Source organism: Paenibacillus favisporus (assembly GCF_040545415.1).
Taxonomy (GTDB): Bacteria; Bacillota; Bacilli; order Paenibacillales; family Paenibacillaceae; genus Paenibacillus_AQ; species Paenibacillus_AQ favisporus.
Genome location: NZ_JBEPLV010000010.1, coordinates 54,999 through 71,268 on the forward strand (window position 1 = coordinate 54,999; position 16,270 = coordinate 71,268).

At 55.4% G+C, this 16,270-nt stretch carries 13 protein-coding genes and 1 riboswitch; of the genes, 3 read left to right on the forward strand and 10 right to left on the reverse strand.

Translation table 11 applies throughout. The features are described 5' to 3' along the window. Nucleotides 1–83: 83 nt before the first annotated feature. Nucleotides 84–1,067: an MBL fold metallo-hydrolase gene (locus ABID47_RS32230; RefSeq protein WP_354503180.1), complete on the reverse strand. Its 984-nt coding sequence runs from the start codon at nucleotides 1,065–1,067 to the stop codon at nucleotides 84–86. 437 nt (nucleotides 1,068–1,504) lie between these two features. Between ABID47_RS32230 and ABID47_RS32235 the strand changes: the two genes are divergently transcribed. Together ABID47_RS32235 and ABID47_RS32240 are read left to right on the forward strand one after the other, a co-directional pair. Then, on the forward strand, nucleotides 1,505–2,641 hold the full coding sequence (locus tag ABID47_RS32235) for a virulence factor (RefSeq protein WP_076176134.1): 1,137 nt from the start codon (nucleotides 1,505–1,507) through the stop codon (nucleotides 2,639–2,641). Between the two features lie 131 nt (nucleotides 2,642–2,772). Beyond that, nucleotides 2,773–2,976, forward strand: a riboswitch (Lysine riboswitch). A 130-nt stretch (nucleotides 2,977–3,106) separates the two neighbouring features. Continuing rightward, nucleotides 3,107–4,564 carry an amino acid permease gene (locus ABID47_RS32240; protein WP_354503182.1) on the forward strand — a complete coding sequence of 486 codons (1,458 nt, stop codon included), beginning with the start codon at nucleotides 3,107–3,109 and terminating at the stop codon, nucleotides 4,562–4,564. Between the two features lie 162 nt (nucleotides 4,565–4,726). Here ABID47_RS32240 and ABID47_RS32245 read toward each other — a convergent pair whose 3' ends face one another. Both ABID47_RS32245 and ABID47_RS32250 read right to left on the reverse strand, forming a co-directional pair. Further along, nucleotides 4,727–5,869, reverse strand: coding sequence for a transglutaminase domain-containing protein (locus ABID47_RS32245; protein ID WP_152400101.1), 1,143 nt, complete (start codon nucleotides 5,867–5,869; stop codon nucleotides 4,727–4,729). A gap of 263 nt (nucleotides 5,870–6,132) precedes the next feature. Next, nucleotides 6,133–6,783, reverse strand: a complete 651-nt coding sequence (locus ABID47_RS32250) for a bifunctional 4-hydroxy-2-oxoglutarate aldolase/2-dehydro-3-deoxy-phosphogluconate aldolase (protein ID WP_435530692.1) — start codon at nucleotides 6,781–6,783, stop codon at nucleotides 6,133–6,135. A gap of 269 nt (nucleotides 6,784–7,052) precedes the next feature. Between ABID47_RS32250 and ABID47_RS32255 the strand changes: the two genes are divergently transcribed. Further along, nucleotides 7,053–7,250: a hypothetical protein gene (locus ABID47_RS32255; RefSeq protein ID WP_076176143.1), complete on the forward strand. Its 198-nt coding sequence runs from the start codon at nucleotides 7,053–7,055 to the stop codon at nucleotides 7,248–7,250. Nucleotides 7,251–7,508: 258 nt separating this feature from the next. Here the strand turns inward: ABID47_RS32255 and ABID47_RS32260 are convergent, their stop codons facing one another. The 7 genes from ABID47_RS32260 to ABID47_RS32290 all read right to left on the reverse strand — a co-directional run bounded on the left by ABID47_RS32260 (nucleotide 7,509) and on the right by ABID47_RS32290 (nucleotide 15,852). Beyond that, complete coding sequence (locus ABID47_RS32260; protein WP_089549838.1) at nucleotides 7,509–7,742, reverse strand: glutaredoxin family protein; 234 nt, start codon at nucleotides 7,740–7,742, stop codon at nucleotides 7,509–7,511. An 85-nt stretch (nucleotides 7,743–7,827) separates the two neighbouring features. Continuing rightward, entirely contained in the window at nucleotides 7,828–8,769 is a 942-nt protein-coding gene (trxB, locus tag ABID47_RS32265; protein ID WP_145142445.1) for a thioredoxin-disulfide reductase, read from the reverse strand. Between the two features lie 278 nt (nucleotides 8,770–9,047). Further along, on the reverse strand, nucleotides 9,048–11,012 hold the full coding sequence (locus tag ABID47_RS32270; RefSeq protein ID WP_354503189.1) for a heavy metal translocating P-type ATPase: 1,965 nt from the start codon (nucleotides 11,010–11,012) through the stop codon (nucleotides 9,048–9,050). A gap of 354 nt (nucleotides 11,013–11,366) precedes the next feature. Then, nucleotides 11,367–12,668 (reverse strand): hypothetical protein, encoded by a 1,302-nt coding sequence (locus ABID47_RS32275; RefSeq protein ID WP_354503192.1) that lies wholly within the window; start codon nucleotides 12,666–12,668, stop codon nucleotides 11,367–11,369. A gap of 339 nt (nucleotides 12,669–13,007) precedes the next feature. Next, complete coding sequence (locus tag ABID47_RS32280; protein WP_354503195.1) at nucleotides 13,008–14,303, reverse strand: homocysteine synthase; 1,296 nt, start codon at nucleotides 14,301–14,303, stop codon at nucleotides 13,008–13,010. A 209-nt stretch (nucleotides 14,304–14,512) separates the two neighbouring features. Further along, the gene (locus ABID47_RS32285; protein ID WP_354503197.1) at nucleotides 14,513–15,103 is read right to left on the reverse strand and encodes a permease; all 591 of its coding nucleotides are present in this window, start codon (nucleotides 15,101–15,103) and stop codon (nucleotides 14,513–14,515) included. 119 nt (nucleotides 15,104–15,222) lie between these two features. Next, complete coding sequence (locus tag ABID47_RS32290; protein WP_076176159.1) at nucleotides 15,223–15,852, reverse strand: TetR/AcrR family transcriptional regulator; 630 nt, start codon at nucleotides 15,850–15,852, stop codon at nucleotides 15,223–15,225. Nucleotides 15,853–16,270 lie beyond the last annotated feature (418 nt).

The window sequence follows — 16,270 nt, forward strand, 5'->3', positions numbered from 1 at the left end:
CACCGGAAAGAAGCCGCCCGGCGGCCTTTCCGGTGTTTCGTATGGATCTATCGACGTATCCGATTCCTGTTCGTTATCCGGAACTACCTCCGCTCCGGGTGGATCGTCAGCGTCTCCCCGTAATGCATCACTTTAATCCGCTCCTCACTCAGACCGAGCCGGATCCGTTCCGCCTCCATCCGGTCCAGTGCCTCCCTGGCCGTATCGTCGGCCAGACGGAACGTACCGTAATGCATCGGGATCATCATATCGGCCCCCACATCCAGAAAAGCCTGCAGCGCCTCTTCGGGATTGACGTGCTGCGACGTCATAAACCACTCGGGCTCATACGCCCCGATCGGCATCAGCGCCACGTGCAGATTGAAGCGCCGGCCAATCTCTTGGAAGCCGGCAAAATACCCGCTGTCCCCCGCAAAATAGACATTGGGCGGCAGCATCCTGGTGCCGTCTTCCGCTTCGGCGTTACCGGCTTCCTCTGTCTCATGCGGCTCCAGCACAAAGCCGCCCCAGTGCGAGGTGTTGGTGTCAAACGGCGTGCGGCGTGTCCAGTGCTGCGTCGGGACGAAGCTGATCTTCACCTGGCCGATGACTACATGCTCCCACCACTTCAGCTCCCGGCAATTGTGGAACCCTTTGCGGATCATCTTCGCGCGGAGGCCGACCGGAACGATCAGTATCGTGCCCGCCCGGTACAGCTTCCGGATGGAAGCCATGTGCATATGGTCATAGTGGGAGTGCGATATGAGAATGATGTCCACCGGCGGCACATCATCGATCAGGAGGCCGGGCGCACCGAGGCGCCGCTCAAAACCCATTCTTTTGGCCCAGACCGGGTCCGTCATAATGTTGAGGCCCTCATACTGGATGAAAAAAGTGGAGTGGCCGATCCAGGTAATCGACGTATCCTGCCGGTTGCCGTGCAGATACTCCAGATCCGGCGGCATATTCGGGATTTGGAAGCTGTAGTCTTTTTTCTTCTGCCGCCGCTCCTGGCGCCACTGTCTGAACTGCTTCAACGTTTTATCCGTACTGACATTATCCATGTTATTGTAACGGATCTTCGGCAATAGTCCCCCTCCTTCCCGGGTGTAATCGCTGTTTATTCCATTTTACCCGATCCGAAACCCTGTGTACCACTAGCGCTGACGCTCGAATGCATCCCTCTTTCCCAAGCTTGCTTACCGCTAAGTCTATGAATTATTCGTCATGCAGGTCGGAGTAATGAATGACGTACAGCGCCAAAAGCATCATCGTCACGACGACAATCAGCATCGGCGCGAAATAAATGGTGAATATCACGCGGCAGTACAGCTCCTTCTATGCAGCTTGGTAACCTCTTAGTCATTGTCGTCTTTCCATCCGTTTTCTATCCGCGGCAAAAGGTTTATGTTTGGGGGCAAAGTGAGGTAAACTGTAGTTAAGATGGTGGTTTCATCTATATAGGAATGAGTTGTATCATTTTTTTCAATAGTAAAAGTATTGAAGAAGAAGGAGGTCTTTATCTGTGAAGATCAAATTTATCGAGCCAACGCCGAGCCCGAACTCTATGAAGCTGCACCTGGATGAGAGTCTGGAGCCCGGTATCCGCAAAACATATACGCTTGACAATGAACGCTCCGCCCCGGCATGGATCCGGGAGATGCTGCATATCCAAGGGGTCAAGAGCGTGTTTCATACCCTTGACTTTGTTGCCTTGGAACGCCAGGGCAGCGCGGACTGGTCCGCCATCCTTGGCGAAGTGCAGGAGCGGTTCGGCCAGGAGGGCCTGACAAGCCAGTTCACGGAAGAAGACGCGGAAGCCGGCAGCCACTATGGCGAGGCGGAAGTGTTCGTGCAGTTTTTCCGGGGCATCCCGATGCAGATCCGCGTCAAGTCCGGCACTCAAGAGGTTCGCCGGGCGCTGTCCGACCGCTTCACGAAAGCCGTAATGGAAGTCACCGCGGCGACGATGATCAAGGAGCGCAAATTGAAGGATTACGGCGTCCGCTACGGGGAGCTGGAGGATATCGCCGGTGAGGTCGAGCAGGAGCTTGAAGCGGCGTTTCCCGAGGATCGGCTGAAGCAGGTCATCGAGCAGGCGATCGCCCATGGCGCCAGCGAGAGCGAGTTTGAAGAGGAGCGCCGCGAGCTGAGCGACGCCGAGCTCGCCGAGGCGATGCAGAGCGCCGACTGGAAGGTTCGCTACGCCGCCCTGGACGGCATGCAGCCGACCGAGGAGCGGCTGCCGATCATCCGTCAGGCGCTGCATGACGAGAAGATGCAGACCCGCCGCCTGGCGGTCGTCTACCTCGGCGATCTGCGCACGCCGGAAGCGATGGAGCTGCTGTACGAGGCGCTGAAGGACAGTTCGCCGACTGTCCGCCGGACGGCGGGCGACACGCTGTCCGACATCGGCGACCCGGCGGCCACGCCGGCGATGCAGGCGACGCTGAAGGACAGCAGCAAGATCGTCCGCTGGCGTGCCGCCCGCTTCCTGTACGAAGTGGGGACGGAAGAAGCGCGCGATGCCCTGGAGGAAGCGGTGAACGACCCCGAGTTCGAAGTAAGTCTCCAGGCGCGGATGGCCTTGGAACGCATCGAATCCGGCGAGCAGGCGGCAGGCACCGTATGGCAGCAGATGGCCAAGCGGAGCCGCTCCTGAAAGCTGCAGGAAGCGGCTCTTCCGGAGTTCCAGCAATAACCATTGCCTTTTCCCGGCGTAATACGTTACTATGTTACGTGTTCAATACATCAATACAAGGAAATATGTAAAAGATAACCTCATCCGTCCAAAGGTGAGGTAGAGGTTGCGGAAGCGATGAGTAGCTGTTCCGAGGCGTAAGAGCCGCCGGTGACGGACAGTGAAGGGCGCCTTCCGCCGAAGTGTGCAAACCCGCTCTGCGGTTGGCATGCTGGGTCTGTTCTCCGAAAGGGACAGAACTGTCGCGGCGTTCCTTCCTCAGGAAGATCAAGGCGCCGTGATGAGCTATCTTTCATGGAAGCACGGGTGCGGAAGCCATAGCGTCATTTATCGGGACCGCGGGTACTTCATACCTGGGGTCCCTTTTGGTTGTTCCCCTTCCACTCCATGAAGTCATATTCATATTTGAAGGGATGATTTCTTTTTATGCGTTTAAAAACACCGGCAACGGCACTCAAACAGAGCCTGAAATCCCGGCACATGACGATGATCGCCCTCGGCGGCTCTATCGGCACCGGGCTCTTTCTGGCAAGCGGCAGCGCCATCTCCTCCTCCGGACCGGGCGGAGCGATTCTGGCCTATGCCGCCGTCGGCATCATGGTTTATTTTCTGATGACAAGCCTGGGGGAAATGGCTACCTACATGCCGGATTCCGGCTCGTTCAGCACCTACGGCACCCGCTTCGTCAGCCCGGCCTTCGGATTTGCCGTCGGCTGGAACTTCTGGTACAACTGGGCGATCACGATCGCGGCCGAGCTGTCCGCGGCGACGGTCATTATCAAATATTGGTTTCCGGACTCTCCCTCCTTTTTGTGGAGTCTGCTGTTTCTAGCCATTATGTTTGCCCTCAATATTCTATCAGCCAAGGGTTACGGCGAATCCGAATACTGGTTTGCCATTATTAAAATCGCGGTCGTCATTATTTTCCTGATTGTCGGCATTCTGATGATCTTCGGGATCATGGGGGGCAAGCCGGTCGGCTTCGAGAACTTCAACCTGGGAGGCAGCTCCTTCCATGGCGGATTCTTTGCTTTCGTCGGCGTCTTTATGGCGGCGGGCTTTTCATTCCAAGGAACCGAGCTGATCGGGGTGGCCGCAGGGGAGAGCGAAAATCCTCGCCAAAACGTGCCGCGCGCCATCAAGCAGGTATTTTGGCGGATCCTGATCTTCTACATTTTGGCGATCATCGTCATCGGCTTCCTGATTCCTTATACGAATCCGAACCTGCTGAAGACCGATCTGAACAATATCGGCGTCAGCCCGTTCACGCTGGTATTCCAAAAGGCGGGTCTGGCTTTTGCGGCGTCCGTCATGAACGCGGTCATTCTGAGCTCCGTGCTGTCGGCGGGCAACTCCGGCATGTATGCCTCCACCCGCGTGCTGTACGCCATGGCCAAGGACGGCCTGGCACCCAAATTTTTGAGCCGGCTGAACAGCCGCGGCGTTCCCGTGTACGCGCTCCTGATCACCACGGCGATCGGTATGCTGGCGTTTCTGGCCTCCCTGTTCGGCGACGGGGTCGTGTACAACTGGCTGCTGAACGCCTCCGGCATGTGCGGCTTTATCAACTGGCTCGGCATCGCCGTCTGCCACTACCGTTTCCGGCGGGCTTTCCTCGCCCAGGGACATTCTCTGGACGAGCTGCCCTACCGGGCGCGCTGGTTCCCGTTCGGACCGATCTTCGCCTTTATCCTGTGCATCATCGCGATCTTGGGACAGAACACCGGAGCGTTTACCGGCAGTAAAATCGACTGGTACGGCATTCTCGTGACGTACGTCAGCATTCCGCTGTTCCTGGCCGTTTGGTTCGGCTACAAGTGGAAAAAGAAAACCAAACTGACCCCGCTGGAGCAGTGCGACCTGACCACCCACGATCCGCGGTAACGTTAAAAAGGAGACTCACAGATGAACATGTGAGTCTCCTTTTTTTATGTGCTGATGGCTTTCGCCAAACACCAAAAAGCCCCCTCCTGCCAAGCTCCTGGGCTTCGCAGTGAGGGGGCTTTCTGCATTCCGGCGACCTTTGCCCGCCAATACAAGCTTTGCCTATTTCCAAGTGACGTAAATTCTCAAATCCTCCGTCTCATCCAGCGGGCTTTGCGTGTATGAGATCGAGCTCACCCCAAGCCGGTACAAATCCTGCAGGGCGCCGAGCAGCTGCTCCTTGTTCCCGTGGAACCGGAAGAGCAGCGAGTTCCCTCCCGCGGCGACTACCGGTTTGGCCCTGGCGCTGAGCTGGGCGGATGTCGATACGATCTGCGCCGGATCATACAACTGGTATTCGAGCTGTTCCTGCAGCTTCTGGTAAAACGCCAGATGGCTTCCTCCCTGCCGGATCAGGCCGGACAGCGTGTCGCGATACAAGGTCACTGCAGCAGGATAGGTTTTGGTCCATGCATGGTCCTTCCTCATCTGCGCGTCCGTGCGCAGGTAATAGCCCGTACCGACCTCGCCGGCCTTGTCCGGAGCGGGATCATCCCAGGTCGTGTCCAAGTGGTACCATTTGCCGTCAAGAAGCACCAGATTCCAGGCATGCAGCTGACTCACGCCCGTATCCCTCGGAGCGGCGGTGCCTTCCACAATTTTATTCGGAATTCCGGCTTCCTTCAGCATCTTGTACGTCAGCAGCGAATACCCCTGGCAGACCGTGCTGCCCGAGCTGAGTCCATCATAAGCGGTGTATTTCTGAAGGGTCATATCGTATTTCAAATGGAGTATCACCCAGTCATGGATCGCCTTGATCTTCTCATGGTCGTTCATGCCAGGCCGGATCAGGCTGCCGAGTACCGCCTTCACCCGCTGGTCGACGTAAGCCGTCTGCGCGGCCGTTTCCCGGTAGCGGAGCTGCACACTCACCGTTGCCGATTTCGAGCTGCCGCTGTAGGAGTAGCCATAGCTTTCGATCGTGTAATTGATGTAGGGATCGCTCTCCAGCGCCTGTTCGAGGGCGCTCTTCAGCTGGCTCTTGAGGGCTGACGTCTTGCCCTGGTACACAAACTGAATCTTCTCCAGGCGCTGATTCATGGCGGCCAACAGCTTCGCCTGAATCCCGTCCACAGTGGTGACCACATTCGCCGGTGAGGTCGCGGCCGCATATACCCTTTGCCAATCAATGCTCGGGGAAACGGCGGCGGCAACCACCGTTCCAAAGAGCAGCACCGAGACGAGCGAGAAGCGCTTTACAATCATATGGCCCCCTCCCTTCCTGACCATCATGCCGGTCCACACCTTTGCCGCTTTTGTCATCCCATGGCCGAACGAGCCCACCCGTACATGAAAATGGCCCTTCCAAATGACTCTATTCCAGCTATGGGCAAGTTATGACACAACCGCTTCTATGCTGTTTTGCGAACGGCTGCGGCGGCTTGTGACCGGCTAACGAACGATTCCATGCAGCACACCTGCTGCCCCCTGCTGCCTCCTGCTGGCTTAAAGCACCTCTTGCCGCTCCATTACTTGTCCGTTTCTGTTCGGGCAGCCGCCTGCACAAATGCCGCAGTCCGTTCCCGGACGGCCTCGACATTTCCCGACTCCAGCTCCGCCTTCGGCAGCAGCGAGCTGCCGATCCCGACCGCGCACGCCCCTGCTTCGAAATAATCGGCAATATTGCCGATCGTCACCCCGCCTGTAGCCATCAGGGGTATATGATTCAGCGGCGCACGGATCTCTTTCAAATAGCCAATTCCGAGGCTGCCCATCGGGAACAGCTTCACTGCGCTGGCACCGGCCTCATAAGCGGCCACAACCTCTGTCGGCGTCATGGCGCCAGGCCATACGTCGATGCCCTGCTCCAAAGCAAAGGAAATGACGGCTTGATCGACATTGGGCGAGATCAGAAACTGCGCTCCAGCCTGAACCGCCTCCTTGGCCATGGCCAGGTTCAATACGGTTCCGGCGCCTACATAGGCTCGTCCGTCGTATGCCGAGCGCCATCCTTCGATCATGTGCAGCGCCCCATCGGTATTGAGCGTGACTTCCATGAGCCGGACGCCTCCGGCGATCAGTCCCTCACCTGCCGTCCTGGCCTGATCCCGGGTGATCCCCCGGACGATCGCAACCATTCTGGCGGACAGCAGTTCTTGCAGTACCTGTGATGTATGCATGTGTTTCATTCCTTCCGAATCTATTTTTCTAAGTATATTCGGACTTTACAGGCGTTTTCCTTCCCGGACATGTCAATTCGGCAGGATCTCTCATACTTCCGTTTTTTTCGTCCTTTGCACAGGATTTGACGAAAAATCGACGTATTTTTCCCCCGAATCTACGGAAATGCAGGGCGGGTTTCGTATATAATAGGAATGTTGTATAGAAATGATTGTTTGTGGACGTTGGTAATCCTGATGATTTTACCTTAGGAATGGAGAGATTGTCCGTGACTTACGTGGATATTTCCAATATATCGGTCGAGGTATTCGTGACCGTGCTGCTGTTTCTGCTGATTATCGCCCCGCTGTTCAGCCTGGCCATTCTGCGTTTTTTTCAGGGCCGTCCCAAGGCCGGATTCACGCTCATCGCTACGGGCATTATCATCTACTTCGTGCTGCAGCTGGTCGGGAAGCTGTTCTTTTGACAGCGTTTTTAAAATGTAAAAAAGCCTAGGGATACCCCAGTGCGGCCCGGATCGCGGCCATTGGCGGTCATCCCTTATTTTTTGCGCCTACGAAAAAAAGGCCGCCCCGACGGCAGCATCTCTGCTCCAGGGGACGACCTCTAATTTAGCGGTTATAGATAGATTGAACTAAAGTATTGCATTAAATTCCCTGTTATAACAGTCCAATATGACATATAACTTTGATTTCTTTAGTTCATTCTATATAGTACGGACAGATTATTGTTGATTCAAAAACTTCTCGAACTGAGTCGTGTTCATACCCAGCACGCGGTTCTCGCCAATGACGGTCAAAGGAACGGCGCGAACGCCCATGTCCCAGACCTGCTGTGCATACTCATCGTTTTGCTCGATGTTACGTTCTTCGAACTCGATGCCCTTGTCGGCCAGGTATCCTTTCACCTGACGGCAGTGCGGGCAGTTGGTGCTGGTATATACAATCACTTTATCCATCGCTTTAGGTCACCTCATATTGTGAAAATGTCGTGTATGTCAACAGGCTCTTGCGCCGGCCTGATCGGTCCCAATCATGCATCCATTACAGAGCGACTGCGCTGTGCTCCAGACTTTCAATATACTTCTCGCAATCGATTGCTGCCATACATCCGCTGCCGGCTGCCGTAATGGCCTGTCTGTAGCGGGTGTCCTGAACGTCGCCGCAGGCGAAGACGCCAGGGATGTTCGTTTCGGTCGTTCCCGGCTGAACAACGATGTAGCCATTCTCGTCGAGCGTAATTTGGCCGCCCAAAAATCCGGTATTCGGGTGATGACCGATGGCAACGAACACACCGCTTGCTTCGATCAGTTCCTCTTCACCTGTCTCGTTGTTCAGTACTTTGAGGCCTTTCACGCCGCGCTCGTCAGCCACAACTTCGAGCGGAGTACGGTTAAGTGCCCATTCCACCTTCTCGTTGGCACGCACGCGGTCCTGCATGATCTTGGAGCCGCGCAGCTCAGTACGGCGGTGTACCAGCGTCACTTTGGACGCAAAGCGTGTCAGGAAGCCGGCTTCTTCAAGCGCGGAGTCGCCGCCGCCGACCACGATAATTTCTTTACCGCGAAAGAAAAATCCGTCGCAGGTCGCGCAGGTACTTACGCCACGTCCGACATTCTCCTGCTCCCCGGGAATGCCCAGGTATTTGGCGGTAGCACCAGTGGAAAGGATCAGCGTCTCGGTTTCGATCTGGCCGATGCCTTCCACGTCAAGCTTGAACGGACGTGCACCCAGTTCTACGTTGTTCACCCAGCCCGTGCGGAATTCAGCGCCGAAACGCTCCGCCTGCTTGCGCATATTATCCATCAGTTCCGGTCCCATCACGCCTTCAGGGAATCCCGGAAAGTTCTCAACTTCCGTTGTCGTTGTAAGCTGACCCCCAGGCTGCGGCCCTTCAATAATCAGCGGACTCATATTGGCCCGTGCCAAATAAATCGCTGCCGTCAATCCGGCAGGTCCTGTCCCGATAATTACGGATTTATACATAGGATCTCCCTCCAAGCTTCCCGTTCCCGGGCATCGTCCCTTAGCGGGTTCGTCCGGGATCTATTTATCATTTAATTTAAAATAATTATTATCTGATAATCATTATCATACATTTTTCATAAGATGTCAATAGATTAAGTATACATGCCTTTCACCTGAATTGTGAACAATTTAATTTTTACAAATCGTTTAACAATTTCCTTCCGCGCAAAAAAGGAACCTCCGACTCTCCTTCGGAGGTTCCTTCATATCTGAGCCGTTTCTGTCTCAATCCGTGCTTACCGCAGCAAACGGAGTCCGTTCAAAATGACAAGAATCGTGCTCCCCTCGTGGCCAACCACGCCGAACGGAAGGGCGATACCGGCGGCAAAGTTGCTGACCATCAGCAGCAAAATCACCGACACGGCGAACACCATGTTCTGCTTGACGATGCGCCGGGCGCGGCGGGCGAGCGTAATCGTTGAGGCAATCTCCTCAATGTTGTCGTTCATCAGAACGACATCCGCCACCTCGAGCGCGGTGCCGCTGCCGTTCATCCCCATACCCATGCCTACGGTGGCCGTAGCCAGTGCTGGCGCGTCATTCACGCCGTCCCCGACCATCACCACGTGGCCGTACTGCTCGCGCAGCCGTTTCACATGGTTGACCTTCTCTTCAGGCAGCAAATCGGCAAAGACGTAATCTACGCCAATGCTGCTGCCGATGGCGTTCGCCGTCAGGCTGTGATCGCCGGTCAGCATCGCGACCTTGACGCCGATCGACTGCAGCTGCTTCACGGCTGCGGCCGCCTGCGGGCGGATCACATCTGCGAGTGCGACCAGCCCGGCAATCCGCTCCCCGTCCAGAATCACGGACACGGTTTTGCCAGCCGCGTTCAGCTCCTGACGCTGCCGGAGCCATGCGGCATGTTCGCCGGACGGGTCGGCCTGATCCAGCATATCCGCCTTCCCGATGCGCCAGCGTCTGCCCTGAACCCAGCCTTCCATGCCCCAGCCGGTCAGCGAGGTGACCGATTCCGCTGAAGGCAGCATCGCTCCCTCCTCCTCGGCTTTCACCACGATAGCCTTGGCCAGCGGATGCTCGGACAGCTGTTCCACGGATGCGCAAATACCCAGAAGCTCCAGGCGGTCGTATCCGTCCGCCGGAATGAAATCCGTTACCTGCGGCGTTCCGAGCGTCAGCGTTCCTGTTTTGTCAAATGCGACCACGGACGTCAGCGCCATGTTCTCTACATGCGCACCGCCCTTGAACAGAATGCCCCGGCGTGCCCGGTTGGAGATAACGGACAGCATCGCCGGCATAATGGAAGACACCAGTGCGCACGGCGAAGCTACCACCAAAAACACCATCGCTTTATAAAAGGAAGTTCCAAAGCTCCAGCCCAGCACAAACGGAGTCAGGAAAATGAGGACCAGCGTCGCCGCCACCACGATGCGCGCATAAATGGCTTCAAACCGCTTCATGAAACGCTGTGAATCCGGAACCTCGGTCTCGGCTTCCTCCACAAGCTTTACGATTTTGGCGAAAACGGTGGACTCCGCCGAACGCGACACCTCCACGTACAGCACGCCTTCCCCGTTTAGCGTTCCGGCAAACACCTCGTCGCCCGCGGCTTTGTCGGCCGGGACCGATTCGCCGGTGATGGACGATTGGTTCACCGAGGAGTTCCCCTTTTGGATAATGCCGTCCGCCGGGATCAATTCACCCGGTTTGACCAGGACCAGGTCACCTATAGCCAGCTCACCGATCGGAACGAGCTTCATCTGCCCGTCCTGAATCCGCAGCGCGGTTTCCGGCTTCAGCGCCATCAGCGACGAAATATCCTTTTTGCTTCGTTCGGTAGTATAGCTTTCCAATGCTCCGCTCAGGGCGAAAATAAAGATGAGCATGGCGCCTTCGTTCCAGTAGCCGATGCTTGCGGCACCCAGCGCGGCAGCTACCATTAGCAGGTTGACGTCCAGATCGCGCTCGTGGATCAGCGTTTCGACCCCTTCCTTCGCTTTCAGCCAGCCGCCTGCGGCATAGGACAGAATATACAGCACGATCGATACGAAGGCCGGAGCGGACAGCCAGCTGGCCGCCCAGCCGCCCAGCATAAGCAGTCCGCTCGCCAGCGCCGCCTGCATTTCCGAATTGCGGATGAGCGAGCGTAGATCAAAGCGCCCTTTCTTTCCGGGACCTGGGCGGTTCAGATTGGCTTGACGCTGGATCGATTGAGCAGGAGCATTTCGTATGTTTTCCATGAGTGATCACCTTCCTAATGAGAATGAATAGCATTATTAGTCCCCTTAAAATGGCACATGCTGCTCCGGACTAGCCGGAGCAGCATGGTATGCGGATGGAACGGAACGCCTCTGACGAACCTTTCTTCCTTCGCGATTGTTGTTTTTAAATGAGAATGATAATCATTTTTGCGTCAATACAATAATTTTGTGTTAAGGAAACTTTTTGTTAATTACAGTATACGCGCCCTCCCATAAAAAGTAAACGGGTATGCTATTTTTCACGCAAAAAAATAGGCTTAATGAATCCGAAGCAGACCTTCCTGCCCCAGCAATCATTAAGCCTATTGATCATTTATCCTATAAAGTGCCGGCCTACGTTCTTCCCTGCGCAGACCTGCGCCTTTGTTCGTGCTGCCTTTCCAGGAGCTCCCACTGCGCTGCGGCGAGCCGCACGCCCGGCAGCTCGGAGGGAACCGTGCTGACCGCGTTCAGCCCCAAACGATAAACATAAGCGAGATCCGACGGTTTTACCGCCCCGGAGAGGCAGATCCGAATAGCCGGCTTCGTCCGGCGGATGCTGTATACCAGCTCCTCCAGCACGCTGTACGGAATGCCCGCACTGAGCACTTTTCCCCTCTCCTCTTCGCTGACCAGGTATTCCATCAGCCAGGCCCCTTCATGCTTCCCGTTGATCACGATGAAATCCGCGAACCTGGCGATTTCCGCAGCCGCCGTTTCGCGAACGTCCCAGTCCAGCATCGCTCCGACCCGGTATCTTAAGGATCTGCGCTGGTGACAAAGGGTTTCCTCGCCGACCCGATCGATAAAATCATGAATCCTATGAAAAGCCTCCCCGTCCTCCGGATAAGGAACCAGCAGTTCCAGACTGCAGTCGATCCTTTGCATTTGGCAGGACTGGGCGGCCCGAAACAGGGCTTCCAGCTGAATATCCCGGAGCATATCAATGTCCAGCTCCGCGTCGCCTTTCAGCTTACGGTAGTCTTTCAGGCGTCCGGACACGAGAGCCACCGTTAGCGGCGCTCCCTGCAGGCTGTGCAGGAGATTCACCAGATGCCCCTTCCACCGGTTCATCAGCCGCTCCTGAATTTCCCGTTCGCGGCTGTCATCTCCCGGATCCCGATTGAGCCACTCCGCATAAATTTCCTTCAGATGGCCGGTTCTCAGCCACTCTTCTTCCTGAAGCAGCACAAGACCGGCTGCTCCGTCCAGGCGTTCGTTTTGCCGGTACAGGTACGGAGCTTCCTCCGTATAAACCCGCAAACTGCGCATGGAATCACTCCAATCCAACAGCATTTCCGGGGTCGTGCCTTCCTCTGGCTTGGACCGGTATTCTTCCGCTTCCTGAAGGATTTCCCCAATCCGCTCGGAATCCGCGGACAGAAGCGCCTTCTCCCTTGTAATCGAGCCGATGGATGCAAGCTCTACCAGGGATGCGATCTCGGGAAGGGAGCCTGCCCTTGCGTAGTCTCCGGCATCTTCCAAGTGGGGGGCATCCGATTCCTGGCGGCCGTTCTCCTCTTCCCTGCCGGAACGCCGGTCACGAGCGGTCCCGCCCATTTGTCCACATGCCGGCTGGTGAACCGCTTCCACACCGCAAGGTGCGGGGCAGGAGCCGAATTGGCAGAAGCTGTTCTGACACCGTTCACCCTTCATTTTTGGCTGTCCACCCTCTCTTCAGAGATAAATGAGCTTCCACTTGCGTAAATTGCTATACAGAATGAACTCAAGAAATTCATGTTGAAAGGCTTGGATAAGCCGTTACAAAGAGGGTTTTCATTCGAAACTTGAGTTCAATCTATATACCCTACAGAATATTAGCCGAAAGGGCGAAATATACGGAATTTGCGCGGTTTCCCAAGGAAAGCCTGCGGGCGAGAGAGTCCCCATTGGGCAAGCTTACGATTCACAACACAAAAAGCCGCCTCAAACGAGGCGGCTGATCCGGATAAGGACGGGATTTAACTTCTATAGCTTTATATAGCTTTGGATGGCTTAAGCCTGCTGGCTGGCCTCAATGGCCTGCTCCAAATCGTGCAAAATATCGTCAATCGCTTCCGTACCGATCGACAGCCGCAGCATTTCCGGATTCACCCCGGCGGCCACCTGCTCCTCTTCCGACAGCTGCTGGTGCGTAGTGCTGGCCGGGTGGATGATCAGCGACTTCGAATCGCCGACATTGGCCAAGTGGGAGAACAGCTTCACGTTCTCGATCACCTTGCGGCCTGCTTCCGTGCCGCCCTTGATGCCGAACGTCAGAATCGCTCCCTGTCCCTTCGGCAGGTACTTCTTCGCCAGCTCATGCGAAGGGTGGCTTGCGAGCCCAGGGTAACTGACCCACTCTACCGCATCGTGGCTTTCCAGGAACTGCGCGACTTTCAGCGCATTTTCACTGTGCCGCTCCATCCGCAGGTGCAGCGTTTCCAGACCTTGAAGCAGCAGCCACGAGTTGAACGGGGAGATCGCCGATCCCAAATCCCGGAGCAGCTGTACGCGCGCCTTGATAATGTAGGCAATCGGGCCGACAGCTTCCGTATACACGACGCCGTGGTAGCTTGGATCCGGCTCGGTCAGCCCCGGGAACTTGCCGCTGGCTGCCCAGTCAAACTTGCCGCTGTCGACGATCACGCCGCCGATGGACGTGCCGTGGCCGCCGATGAACTTCGTTGCCGAGTGAACGATGACGTCGGCACCATGCTCAATCGGACGCAGCAGATAAGGGCTTGGGAATGTATTGTCCACGATCAGCGGGATGCCGTTCTCATGAGCGATGGCGGCAACGGCTTCCACATCAAGCACGTCACCTTTCGGGTTGCCGATCGTTTCGGCGTACAGCGCTTTCGTCTTATCCGTAATGGCCGCGCGGAAATTTTCCGGGTTGCTGGCATCGACAAAGTGCACTTTAATGCCCAGCTTCGCCAGCGTATTGGCAAATAAATTATAGGTTCCGCCGTACAGGGTAGAGGACGAGACGATCTCATCCCCGGCGCCGGCAATATTCAGGATGGAGAAGGTGATCGCCGCCTGCCCGGAGGAAACCGCCAACGCTCCGGCACCGCCTTCCAGGGCTGCAATACGCTGCTCAAATACGTCGGTGGTCGGGTTCATAATGCGGGTATAAATGTTGCCGAACTCCTTCAGAGCAAACAGGTTGGCGGCATGATCGCTGTCCTTGAATCCGTAAGACGTCGTTTGATAGAGCGGCACGGCACGCGAAAAAGTCGCAGGATCGATTTCCTGGCCTGCATGGACAGCGAGCGTTTCAATGGATAATGGGCGTTTCTCGGACATAGGTGGATCCTCCTTCATGTGACTGTGGAAAATGATTCCACACGCGAATTTTTTCATATTTTCTCATACTTTGTGAGGTTTGAAAAGAAGGAAATTATTATAAATCCGATAAAATTTATTGGAATTATATGTCCGAGAACGTGAGACCCAAACGCAGCGCATGGACAGGCTGCTCAAGAAAATCCAAATTTCAGCAAAAGTCCGGAAGATCAAATCCCGATCAGATCGGATATAAACGAGCCCATCAGCAGGACGGCCATGACCGCAGCAGCCCATACCGCTTTGGCAGGAAAGGCGCTTCCGGCGATTTCCGGCGCGTTCCGTGCCCTTAACCGCACTGACCGATAATACATGACCGCACCCACGGCAATAAGAAGAACCTCCAAAGCGCCGCTGATGAATGGCCATTTCCATAAGCCGAACCCCATCAGAGGCAATGAGCCCAGATTTCCCGGCAGAATCGGCATGTCACTCCGGTGCACCAGCAGATCGAGCAGCCAGTGGCTGAAGACCACGCCGCCGATAACCCCTGCACTTCGCTTTCCCCATAGCTTCCAGGCTCCAAGGCCGGCAAGCAGGGCGATGATCAGCGCACTGACCAGCGAATGCGTATAGTCTGCATGGATAACGGCTCCGCCGTATCCTCCACCATCCGTTTCCACGGTTGTCTCCATTCCCGTAAGCAGCAGCGGCACAAAAATGACGTCGAGCAATTGCGTGCCCAGCATGATCGCCCACAGCGGAGTTTTGGGACTTGCGGCTTTGGCCGCTGCGGCGAGTCCAAAATGGCCTGCGAACATCTTACTTCCCCTCCTTTTTCGTCGTCCGGCCGATTCGGGAATCAAGCCAGCCGCAAACCACCGTAAACAAAAGCATCAGAACGATAAAGCTCATCCATCAACCTCTCCTTTGCGGATCGTTATTTATCCGGCGCATGTTGTGCGCGGAAGCCCAGCAGCAAAACCTCGATCGCTTCACGAAACGTGGGAAGCAGACGCTCCATCAATTCCTCGGCCGATTCTTCGGACAGCTGATAGGTGCCCACAATGCCATGAAGCAGGTAAAAATAAATCCGGGTGGCCGACAGCAGCCGCTCGCTTCCCTCCGGTAAATCCAGACACTGCCGGACAGCCTGCATCAGCAGACGGAACATCCCGTTACGGACGCGGTTAATCTCAAGTTCGGGCTCCGCTTCGTCCACCCTTACGGAGCGTGCCTCAAAAAAGATGCGGTGCATATTGCGGTGAATCAAGCAAAAGCGGATAAAATCCAGGCTGATTTGCCTTAATGCTTCTTCCGGCTCCAGCTTTCCGGACACCTTTTCCTCAATCTGAAGCTGCAATTCCGTTAGCGCCGGTATGGACAGTTCATGGAGCAGCGCCTCCTTATCTTCAAAATAAATGTAGATCGCTGTATGGGAGCAGCCGGCTTCCTTGGCCACTTCCCTCATGGTGACGGCATCGTACCCTTTGGCCGCGAAAAGCCGGCCTGCCGCATTCAAAATGTCCTGCTTGGTTTGTTCGGATCGAACTTGCTTTTTTCTGGGCATCTGGGTGTTTGTTCCTTTCGGTCTTTTTTAACTAACCAACGGTTACTTAATCTGTATGTCATAAATATAACCAATGGTTACTTTTGAGTCAATCCTTTTTTTAGGAGATCAGAAAGGATAAGTTTCGGAGGAAGCTTCTGCTTCCTGATCTCGCAAGAAAAACTTCCTCTAGACGCGGTCTGTCTTCTTTGAAGGTACGCCGATAGACGTTTTTCTTACCCATTTTCGCTTCCCTTTTGTGCCTACCCCGGGCGCCTTGTTGAACTTGCAGGCAAAAAAAAGAGCAGCCGCGTTGCGGCTGCCATAAAAAAGGAATCCTGAGAGTTATAAAGAGAGTAATCGATGCCGAATTAAGCGAATGAATGGTTGCACATTCGGATCACATAATCCTATCGATTGATAAGTAAGAGCTTATTGG

Coding starts and splice junctions, on each gene's coding strand:
- trxB (WP_145142445.1), bottom strand. CDS start 8,769: ATGTATAAATCCGTAATTATCGGGACAGGACCTGCCGGATTGACGGCA.
- ABID47_RS32260 (WP_089549838.1), bottom strand. CDS start 7,742: ATGGATAAAGTGATTGTATATACCAGCACCAACTGCCCGCACTGCCGT.
- ABID47_RS32240 (WP_354503182.1), top strand. CDS start 3,107: ATGCGTTTAAAAACACCGGCAACGGCACTCAAACAGAGCCTGAAATCC.
- ABID47_RS32250 (WP_435530692.1), bottom strand. CDS start 6,783: ATGCATACATCACAGGTACTGCAAGAACTGCTGTCCGCCAGAATGGTT.
- ABID47_RS32275 (WP_354503192.1), bottom strand. CDS start 12,668: ATGAAGGGTGAACGGTGTCAGAACAGCTTCTGCCAATTCGGCTCCTGC.
- ABID47_RS32285 (WP_354503197.1), bottom strand. CDS start 15,103: ATGTTCGCAGGCCATTTTGGACTCGCCGCAGCGGCCAAAGCCGCAAGT.
- ABID47_RS32270 (WP_354503189.1), bottom strand. CDS start 11,012: ATGGAAAACATACGAAATGCTCCTGCTCAATCGATCCAGCGTCAAGCC.
- ABID47_RS32290 (WP_076176159.1), bottom strand. CDS start 15,852: ATGCCCAGAAAAAAGCAAGTTCGATCCGAACAAACCAAGCAGGACATT.
- ABID47_RS32280 (WP_354503195.1), bottom strand. CDS start 14,303: ATGTCCGAGAAACGCCCATTATCCATTGAAACGCTCGCTGTCCATGCA.
- ABID47_RS32245 (WP_152400101.1), bottom strand. CDS start 5,869: ATGATTGTAAAGCGCTTCTCGCTCGTCTCGGTGCTGCTCTTTGGAACG.